Origin of the sequence: Bradyrhizobium sp. 2TAF36 (assembly GCF_052114925.1) — a bacterium.
Lineage (GTDB): Bacteria > Pseudomonadota > Alphaproteobacteria > Rhizobiales > Xanthobacteraceae > Bradyrhizobium > Bradyrhizobium barranii.
Genome location: NZ_JBFRFR010000161.1, coordinates 1 through 8,321 on the forward strand (window position 1 = coordinate 1; position 8,321 = coordinate 8,321).

At 54.9% G+C, this 8,321-nt stretch carries 11 protein-coding genes; 10 read left to right on the plus strand and 1 reads right to left on the minus strand.

Features of this window, described 5'->3' with window-relative positions:
• The first annotated feature begins 221 nt into the window (after nt 1-221).
• The 3 genes from AB4Z51_RS43275 to AB4Z51_RS43285 all read left to right on the plus strand — a co-directional run bounded on the left by AB4Z51_RS43275 (nt 222) and on the right by AB4Z51_RS43285 (nt 2,422).
• Nucleotides 222-1,145: a hypothetical protein gene (locus AB4Z51_RS43275; RefSeq protein ID WP_441499614.1), complete on the plus strand. Its 924-nt coding sequence runs from the start codon at nt 222-224 to the stop codon at nt 1,143-1,145.
• Between the two features lie 215 nt (nt 1,146-1,360).
• Complete coding sequence (locus AB4Z51_RS43280; protein WP_441499615.1) at nt 1,361-1,981, plus strand: hypothetical protein; 621 nt, start codon at nt 1,361-1,363, stop codon at nt 1,979-1,981.
• Between the two features lie 111 nt (nt 1,982-2,092).
• Nucleotides 2,093-2,422 (plus strand): DUF3768 domain-containing protein, encoded by a 330-nt coding sequence (locus AB4Z51_RS43285; protein WP_441499616.1) that lies wholly within the window; start codon nt 2,093-2,095, stop codon nt 2,420-2,422.
• A gap of 28 nt (nt 2,423-2,450) precedes the next feature.
• Here the strand turns inward: AB4Z51_RS43285 and AB4Z51_RS43290 are convergent, their stop codons facing one another.
• Complete coding sequence (locus tag AB4Z51_RS43290; RefSeq protein ID WP_441499617.1) at nt 2,451-2,678, minus strand: helix-turn-helix domain-containing protein; 228 nt, start codon at nt 2,676-2,678, stop codon at nt 2,451-2,453.
• A gap of 75 nt (nt 2,679-2,753) precedes the next feature.
• Between AB4Z51_RS43290 and AB4Z51_RS43295 the strand changes: the two genes are divergently transcribed.
• The 7 genes from AB4Z51_RS43295 (at nt 2,754) to AB4Z51_RS43325 (ending at nt 7,778) form a co-directional block, all read left to right on the plus strand.
• The gene (locus tag AB4Z51_RS43295) at nt 2,754-3,275 is read left to right on the plus strand and encodes a hypothetical protein (protein WP_441499618.1); all 522 of its coding nucleotides are present in this window, start codon (nt 2,754-2,756) and stop codon (nt 3,273-3,275) included.
• Between the two features lie 114 nt (nt 3,276-3,389).
• Nucleotides 3,390-3,884 (plus strand): hypothetical protein, encoded by a 495-nt coding sequence (locus AB4Z51_RS43300; RefSeq protein WP_441499619.1) that lies wholly within the window; start codon nt 3,390-3,392, stop codon nt 3,882-3,884.
• Nucleotides 3,820-4,353, plus strand: a complete 534-nt coding sequence (locus tag AB4Z51_RS43305) for an integron (protein WP_441499620.1) — start codon at nt 3,820-3,822, stop codon at nt 4,351-4,353. Before AB4Z51_RS43300 ends, AB4Z51_RS43305 begins: the two co-directional genes overlap by 65 nt.
• On the plus strand, nt 4,343-5,164 hold the full coding sequence (locus AB4Z51_RS43310) for a hypothetical protein (protein WP_441499621.1): 822 nt from the start codon (nt 4,343-4,345) through the stop codon (nt 5,162-5,164). The genes AB4Z51_RS43305 and AB4Z51_RS43310 overlap by 11 nt, the downstream gene beginning before the upstream one ends.
• Before the next feature lie 98 nt (nt 5,165-5,262).
• Nucleotides 5,263-5,613, plus strand: a complete 351-nt coding sequence (locus AB4Z51_RS43315; RefSeq protein WP_441499622.1) for a hypothetical protein — start codon at nt 5,263-5,265, stop codon at nt 5,611-5,613.
• Between the two features lie 624 nt (nt 5,614-6,237).
• On the plus strand, nt 6,238-6,825 hold the full coding sequence (locus AB4Z51_RS43320; RefSeq protein WP_441499623.1) for a lysozyme inhibitor LprI family protein: 588 nt from the start codon (nt 6,238-6,240) through the stop codon (nt 6,823-6,825).
• A gap of 125 nt (nt 6,826-6,950) precedes the next feature.
• Nucleotides 6,951-7,778 carry a YARHG domain-containing protein gene (locus tag AB4Z51_RS43325; protein ID WP_441499624.1) on the plus strand — a complete coding sequence of 276 codons (828 nt, stop codon included), beginning with the start codon at nt 6,951-6,953 and terminating at the stop codon, nt 7,776-7,778.
• The last annotated feature ends 543 nt before the right edge of the window (nt 7,779-8,321 follow it).

Sequence of the window (8,321 nt, forward strand, 5' to 3'; positions counted from 1 at the left end):
GCTGGACATCGCTCGATCCAGACTACGCAGGGGTACATCGATGGCGACAGTGACGCCCAGCGGAGGTTGGTATCTCTGATCTAGGATCCCGCTCGCTTAACTTACGACCGCCCCGAAGAATGGCGGCAAAGCTGACTGCTCCGTGTACCRACCTTCTTGAACCACACAAGCACGCCGACGCTTTGATCCGCGCTGTCTGTACATTCGCTGGATCACTATCGTTGCTCGATGAGATCGACGAAGAGTTTCGTCACGCGGGCCTGGATCAAGCCGTCGCGTTGGGCAATACACCGCCCATCTTCGATTGGCTTCTAACGGCGTTCAGCTTTCAGGGCATCTCCGACCAGGTTGCCCGTAACTACATGGAGAAGCATGGGACCGCGTCCTGGTCCAAAATGGAGGCAAGCCTCCGAAATTCGCCCTCCTGCCCAAAGCTCCAAACCTTCCCGGCCTACGGGGGCTGCCGGTACGACAAGGGGAGCTTCACCTGTGCCGAGCCCGATCATATCGATGCCTGTCCAGTACCTCGTCCACACCTCCGGAACGGGCGGCTGAATCAGACCGCCTACAGCCTCTTTCTATTCGTCCGGGACATCGCTGGGGGCGATCTCATTGGCTGGATCGATAACCAATTGGAAGCCACCACAGGGTTGTCTGACGCCGATCTGGAGGCTGCCAGACAGGAAGCCCTGATCGGCCCGCTCCGAGAGGTTTTCGGTGTGGCCGACAAGGTCCTGACCAATGCGTTGTCCTGGCTGATGATAGGCGCGCGCAACCACAGGCCCGTTTGGTTCGAGACCGGAAAGGCCATGCTGGTCATTGATACGCTGGTCCACAATTTCTTGCACAGGACCGGAATTTTGGAAAAATGCGGCGTTCCCCATCGGTACGGCCCGGCATGCTACGCGGAAGGCGGCTGTGCCGAAATCATCCGACGTGCCGCGGGGCGGATTGATGCTCGCTCCTTTAATCCGAGCTTTCCAGAGTTTTTCCCGCGTTTTGTCCAGCATGCCATCTGGCGATATTGCGCCGCGGACGGTCTCGACCTGTGCAACGGCAACCGAATTGACGACCGCGCGGCGTGCCAAATCAGCTACTGCTACCTGTTTCGAATCTGCGGCCGAAAACCGCTAAAATTGGAGTGATTTCATATACTTACTGTCTTTTCAGGTACTTGTTCTCGACCATTTATTAGCATATACTGTGCGAGCAAGGTCGATTCACGACTTAGCTGATTTTAGACTTGGAGATACTTCCGGGATTACCTGAATTACCCTGAGCACGTCTTGGACTAAAATCATCATTCAATCGCAGATTGAGGGAGCCTTTCGGCTCCCTTCTGCATTTCTGGGAGCAGTAGATGGGCAAGAAAACTGGGAAGACCGAACCGGCTAAGGTTGATCAGGTCTACGTCCTAGGACTCGACGCCAACGGCAAACCGCGCGGCGCTCGGTTCGCCGAGCTGAAGGACAGCATCGTGTCAGCGGCCATGGACATGAAGTGCCGCGTACTGATCGACCAACCGGAAGCAGTGTCAGGGTTGGGTATGAAGCTGCCGGTGGGACGAGTTTACGGCGGCGGCAAGGTCGTAAAGCTGTTCGTCCCAAACATCAGGCGTGAACTCTACGACAAGATACTGGAAGCGGCGGGACCCCTTGCTGGCGGAGAGCCTGCCGCCGAAAAACAAAATGCTCCGGAGCAGGCTTCCGGGAACCCTCAGACAAAGAGCGAAACAGACGCAGCGACGGCCGAAGTAAGATGTATCTCTCCGGTAACGTCCGGCTTGCCGCGCAGTTGGGAGGAGATCGCCGTCGGCCACATGGTCCTGGCGCATGAGTCGCCTGATGATGGCTGGTGGGAGGCCGTGGTTATAAGGCGCGAAGACGAGATTCTGACCCTGCGATACCGCGACGCGCCCAAGCTGCCAAAGTTCATTCGGCACATCAACACGGTTGCATTGGTCAACCCCGGCCCAGGCTGATTCTGCGCACGCTGGACATGCGAATTGGCTCGGACTGCGGTCCGGGCCATACCCTCTACCCGCACAGCCGACCAATTCGGCACCAACCCAACATTCTTGGAGAATTTAACCATGTCTACGGACACGGATCGCATTCGTGCGCTCAATGATCAGCTTCGGATGACCCTCAGAGGCGGTAAGGCCGTCATGACGCCCGGCGTCGCCGCGCTAGGTGAGGACGCAGTTCAACGCCTCGTGCAAACAATTGCAGTCTTCGACGATTTCTGCATCGCGAATGACCCCCATGGCGAGCACGACTTCGGGATGTTCGACTTCGAAGGCGCATCGATCATCTTCAAAGTGGACTACTATGATTCGAATTTTGAATTCAGTTCGCCCGATCCGTCCGACCCGGCCGTGACGCAGCGGGTGATCACCCTGATGTTAGCCGAAGAATATTAGCAAGCAATCGGTAGATCGATGGGCCACGCTAGTCGGAAAGAAGCTTGACTAGAGGTACGGAAAGCGCATCCGCGATGCGTGCCATAACCAGCAGGCTAGGATTGCGCTTGCCTCGCTCGATTCCGCCCACATAGGTCAAATCGATCTCCGCCTCGAAAGCCAGCTTCTCTTGCGTCATCCGCCGTTGCTGACGAACTTTACGAACGTTCCTCCCCAACACTGCGCGCCAGTCCTGCATTGCAGGATCGAGCACCATCGGGCATATAGTCTCTAGGGAATATATTCCCTAAACGGTTGCTCACGGACGCTTACAACAGAAATGAGAAGTTAAATGATTTTGAGAAATATGAGCCACCAAGCCCGCAAGGTCGTTGCTAGGTCTCGGAGCCAATCTTCGGTTTTTCGAACAATTTGCTCATTCTTAACGATAGCAGTCAGCCAGCTAACTGCCCTCGTTCTCTTGCCAACTTCGTTAGTCGCCGCTGAGGTTGCAGCTTGCAATGCCGATGGAGTCAAAAACGCAGTCGTCATGGGGCAATACAAAAAGATACAAAACGCAGCCGGGAATCTTCTCGATGGCGCAAGCCCGGGCTCCCCAGCAGCTTCGCTGAAGACTGAGCTAAGTCGCTGGACCATGAAGATCGAGAACGTGCGTCAAACTGGTTACGACACCACGAACAACATTCGCTACTGCGCGRCTGAAATTATTCATACAAATTACCCAGAGATGACAGTCCTGACCCTTGGAGTTGCCGGAGACCTCAAGCCACCTTGCCGACATAACCTCATCTACAAGATCGAATTCTTACTGGACAAACAAATAGACTGGATTACCTCTGGTTGCCAAGATTGAAATTTTCGCGCAAGAGCCAAGGTGACGTGGGCATGCAACATTCAGGCTGCTGACCCCGGACCTCACTTTGGACAATCGCCCATAGACTTTTTACACGATCATCGTGGAGCTGCTATGCGACTTTTCCTATTACTGGCTCTCGCCGCGCTGGCGCCAAGTTTCGTCAAGGCTCAAACCTCAACTGCGGTTCCTACCGAACTTGCAACTCGTATTCGCGACATAACGGCATCCTGCAAAGAAGCCGGGCTGAACGTGTCGGCCGCCCCCGCACCAGGCGTAACTCAGATCGACCTCAATGGCGACGGGTCCCGCGACTTTCTATTCGATACTCAGCAAATCTGTGGTGCATCTCCGGGATATGGATGTTCGAATCGAGGGTGCCACCTCGTTGTTTATAAGCAGGTCGGCCCTAATGCGCATCGAAAGGTCTTGGACGAACTTTACGCCCTCGAACGCTTCATCAGTATTTCGAAGAAGGGACGCATCAACTTGATCGCCTACTCGGCCCCCGGTGGCTTTGGCAGATGCCAACATAAGAGCCGCGATGAAGGATGCGACTATCTATTGTTCTGGAAGAACGGAGGCTGGAATTGGGAATCAATCCAGTGAACTCGTGATTCATCAAGTATCAGCCTCGACAATCTTGCAGGTGTCCGACTTGGGGCAATCGATGAAAATGTGCGAACGAATCGCGATCTTCGGCAGCATTGCATTTCAAGTACTATCCCCGGCTTCCGCCGAAGAAGCGAGGAAGCCAGACGTTCCAATCCTGATTGAGGCGTCTAGTGATTCTGATGCATGCGGGAGCAGTGGTATTGTTCGGGGTCTTGATCCTCGCGGCGACGGATTTCTGGCTGTGAAGTCCGGTCCATCGCTTCAGGCTCAGCGCATCGACAAGCTCTACAACGGCGAAACCGTTTACCTCTGCAATCAGAAGGGAGATTGGTACGGCATCGTATATTCGAAGAAGCGCCAAGACTGCAATGTATCGACAGCGTGGCCCAAGACCCTTCCCTATACAGGCCCTTGCCGTTCGGGCTGGGCTCATAAACGCTGGATCGAACCCTATGCAGGCTAACGTCGTGCCGCCTCAGCTCCTGCCAAAGATCGTGACTTTCGCGCTTTTGCAGCTTTCGATTGCTTCCACAATCGGGATCATCTCGAACTGCGAATTGGCATTCGCACAAACGGGCGACGGTGTGTATGGCACCTGGTCCGATTCACCCGACAAGAAAACCTGCAATGTTCCGCTGGGTTCAAGCCCTGATGTCGCGACAATCTACAAGATAAGCCAGAAAGGAATCTTCTTTTACGAAATTGACTGCGCCCCGCGCGACCTAGCCTATCATAATGATGGCATCGATTTCGAATTGGACTGTTTCAAAGGCGGCGGCGCGCGATGGTTCGAGAAGGCTTCTGCGCGAGTTGTTGGGGCAAGCCGAATAACTCTCAGATTTTCTGACCGAAAGCCACCAATCGGCAGTGGCTCACGCGTCGAGACTCTTTACCGTTGTTCTAGCGTTAGCATAACCGATACCGAGAGGTCGAAAGCCGTTGTTACCGAATGGCGACACAACGGCTCGGTAATGTCGCTGTCGGAAGAGGGCAGCAACCTAGAAATTGCCTACATGCAGCCACGGCCGGGAATACTTGCGGTGGGAGTTCGGGCCAAGACAACGCTTTTCCTCGGCCAACGCGACGGCGTGCAAGTCGAGGGTACCGCCTACATATTCCATCCCAATTGCGGTCCGATTGGATATCAGGTCAAAGGCCAGTTCCTAGAAGGCGAGAGAGCCCTCTATCTGACGGGGATGTCCCCCCGGATGACTCCCAGCTGCGAGGTTGGGAAAGAGGTACCAGAAGCGTTGCGTTTTGAACGAGTTCATTGAGGTCGCCACGTTTTGTGGACGCTAATAACAATCCTTCGCACGGCACACTGCAACAACAGTCCAGGCTTTCTATTTGGCCTTGCGGCCGGGAGCAGTGAATGAAAAGGGAGGCCCAAAAAGTGAAGCAACTGGTTTTTGTTCTCGTGGGTGTTTCTGTTGGCTCGGCTTCGGCTCGTGCGGAAACCTTCTACACTTGCCGGAATGTTGGCAACGTCATCCTGGGACAAAACACCCTGACGGTGGCCGGGGAGGTGTTTGAAACCCTAGAAGCTCTGAGCGACGGGGGAGTAAAGGCAACCCACATGCAAGACGGTGGCAGGTTCAAGTGGACGGGTGTTTTGACGAAGGACGCTAAAGGACGGACCAATTTCATCTTTACTTCGTCGGTTGCGGATGGCGAGGGGTGGAATCCTATACGGATGGAAACCCACGAGTGCAGGAAGCGGTGAGGCTCAAGAAAGACATACGGGTTGCTGAGCTGCGCGACCAGATCGCGAAGAAGGGAAGCGGTCGCTCGATTCCGCTTCATGCGAAGCTTCGGCAAACGCTCACCGACGCGAGATGACTATCAATCGGCGTTCAAATTCTGGACACCGATCTCCCGGTTCAGGGGCGCGTTGCCTCACCCAGAATATTACTGAACAAGTTCCTGCCAATGATTGGGGCAACGTCACTGAATCGGTCGGTGTCATCAATGGCGGGAAAGTTCAGCATGGGCGCTTACGCGATGAGTTCCTGAACGAGACCTGTTCACCTCACTTATGCAAGCGCGCCTGGTGCTGGAAATCTGGCGGCGCGATAAAACACGGTGCGACCTCATTCGCGGCTCGGCTGGCTGCCCCAGCTGTCTATACCGCAAACTTCTTACCACAACACGGCCAAGGCGCTGCGCTCGCCAATGGCTCCGCGCCTTGGCCTACTGCTTCAACTGTGCAAGATGGCGAGCACCAGACTCTCAGACCAACTGGGTAAGGGTCTGGGGCAACGTCATGACGTAATGATGTTGGCGGGTTGCCATGACGCAGGAACAGGCGATTAAGCTTGAGAGACGGAAACATCAAAGGGTATAGGCCATGATCGCAAGATATGTGGGAGCTGTAATTTTTGTTATCGCTATTTCCACTCCGCTTTATTCGCAGAGCTTTGATTGCAGATTAGCAACGCGTGCTGACGAGCGCGCAATTTGTAGTAACGTGGTTCTCGCTGAGTTGGATCGTACCGTTTCAGCTCTCTATGCTCTTCGGGGAAAGAATCAAGCCGCGATTCGCGATCAACGCTCTTGGCTCGCGACGAGAACGCGATGCAATGAGGATGTCGGCTGTTTGCGAAAGGCATATTTGGACAGGATCAATGAGCTGGCGCAAAACCTACCGCAGTCCTCTTCCACTGTTTCTAATGCTGAAACTTACAACTATTCCTGCAAGGTCGATGGAAAGACTTATCCCCTTCGGGTAAACGCCGGTGCAAACATTCTCGAATGGAGAGGGAGCAAGTTCAGCATTTCCAACGCCAACGACGACCCCGACAATATTGTTTGCGCCAAGGCGGGATGGCACGTCGAGGGGAATGGAACGTCCTTCGATTTTTGCACCGCAACCCAGGGGTACGCAGACTTTGTGAAGGACGGAGTGCAAGTTCAGTGCGATTTGCAGAGACCATGAGGATTTTAATGACGCTCAAACGGCCAGCTTTATACTATGCTGTCTTGATACTTTGCGTTCTTTGCATGACTGAGCAATCGCAAGGATCAGCCCCCAAGAACAGACAGTCCTGCGAAGGCACTCTCGTGTTAGACGCCGACGGCATGTTGATGCTCACGGACATAAAGCAGAACCGCTCGCCTTGGTGTGATGCCTATATTGGCGAAGACCGAAATTCAGTGATTGCAAGCCAAGTTACTGCCAACTGCCCCGTTGGGTCCCGATGCGTTATCGACGGCTTGTTCGCTGGACACGGCGTTTTCTATTGGACGAAGATCATGTCCGCTATGCGCGTTCAAAGAGAGCAGAGCTGCGATGCTCTCTGGCAGCAGCGCAACTCGATCTACAGATCGGCGGGTTTTTGCTTTAAGACGCCCAAAGCCGTCGCGGCTTTCGGCAATACCGGCTGCAAGTTCGACGAAATCCGAGACGTACCGCTTTCGGATCGCGACCGGCGGAGCATTGATGAAATATCCAAGCTCGAAGCTCGCTCGCACTGTGACGCCGTTCTTGCTAACGGGGAAACGTTCGGGCCAATCGCGCTCCGCATAGAATTGACACCAGGAGCGAGAAAGAAGCTCGTCGAGAACGACGAAACAATGACTGTCGCGGCGTATTACTTCGGCAACTCCAAACGTTCGGAAGGCGAAAATCCTCCTGGGGACATCGACCTGGGGCAAGACCGATTCGAGGTCGGGCCTGATGCGCCCGCCACGGTTCCGGCGCGCACGTTTGATSGCAGGCTGCTCGATAGGATTTACAACCGGACGCCAATCGTGAACGTCAACGTATTTTCAGGCAGGAAGGTCTTTAAGGACAACATCCTTGATTGCAGTGGCCCTCAGGACCCTGTCGTGGCGCTCGCGAAGCAACCTCAAACGGTGACGTGCAAGCTAATCGGAGAGCGTAACTGACCCGGAGTGGCCACTCCGGGCGCTCGGGCCCTTCGTCGGAGGGGGGGTCCGTTGAACCAGCGGTCGCATTCTCGGTGATCTGGCAACCGCCATCGCGGGCTGGCCGAATGGGCGCGGTTGGCCGAGGTAAGCCGCAAGGGTAGATGGCACGGAGCAGCGTGCTGGAGAGTTAGACGAATCCAAGGTAACTCATTGATCTTCGTTGACCGATTAGACAGGTTAAATTCTCTATCTAATTGATTATACGTATGAAAAATGAGCCTGAAAATCGCAGTGTCGGTGGTTCGATTCCGCCCCTGGGCACCATCCTGGTGTTTGCCCTCGTTCTCCGGCATCCGCTGACGCCAATTTCTCCGGCCTATTCCAGGAACGCCACCGTGGCTGAGCGCGAACTTTGGTTTAGCGGGCGCGGTGCTGCTGACGATGCTCATTCATGGCTGCGCCCGCTTCAAGGCGGAATGCAACGATGATTTCCGCCCGCTCCAGGAGCCAAACCTCATCGTCGTCGCCATCGCGGTCGCCGTTCTGATGACGTTCTTCCAG

Excerpts from the sequence above, each read along its gene's own strand:
- AB4Z51_RS43290 (WP_441499617.1), bottom strand. The coding sequence starts at position 2,678 with ATGGTGCTCGATCCTGCAATGCAGGACTGGCGCGCAGTGTTGGGGAGG.
- AB4Z51_RS43300 (WP_441499619.1), top strand. The coding sequence starts at position 3,390 with ATGCGACTTTTCCTATTACTGGCTCTCGCCGCGCTGGCGCCAAGTTTC.
- AB4Z51_RS43305 (WP_441499620.1), top strand. The coding sequence starts at position 3,820 with ATGAAGGATGCGACTATCTATTGTTCTGGAAGAACGGAGGCTGGAATT.
- AB4Z51_RS43320 (WP_441499623.1), top strand. The coding sequence starts at position 6,238 with ATGATCGCAAGATATGTGGGAGCTGTAATTTTTGTTATCGCTATTTCC.
- AB4Z51_RS43310 (WP_441499621.1), top strand. The coding sequence starts at position 4,343 with ATGCAGGCTAACGTCGTGCCGCCTCAGCTCCTGCCAAAGATCGTGACT.
- AB4Z51_RS43315 (WP_441499622.1), top strand. The coding sequence starts at position 5,263 with ATGAAAAGGGAGGCCCAAAAAGTGAAGCAACTGGTTTTTGTTCTCGTG.
- AB4Z51_RS43285 (WP_441499616.1), top strand. The coding sequence starts at position 2,093 with ATGTCTACGGACACGGATCGCATTCGTGCGCTCAATGATCAGCTTCGG.
- AB4Z51_RS43280 (WP_441499615.1), top strand. The coding sequence starts at position 1,361 with ATGGGCAAGAAAACTGGGAAGACCGAACCGGCTAAGGTTGATCAGGTC.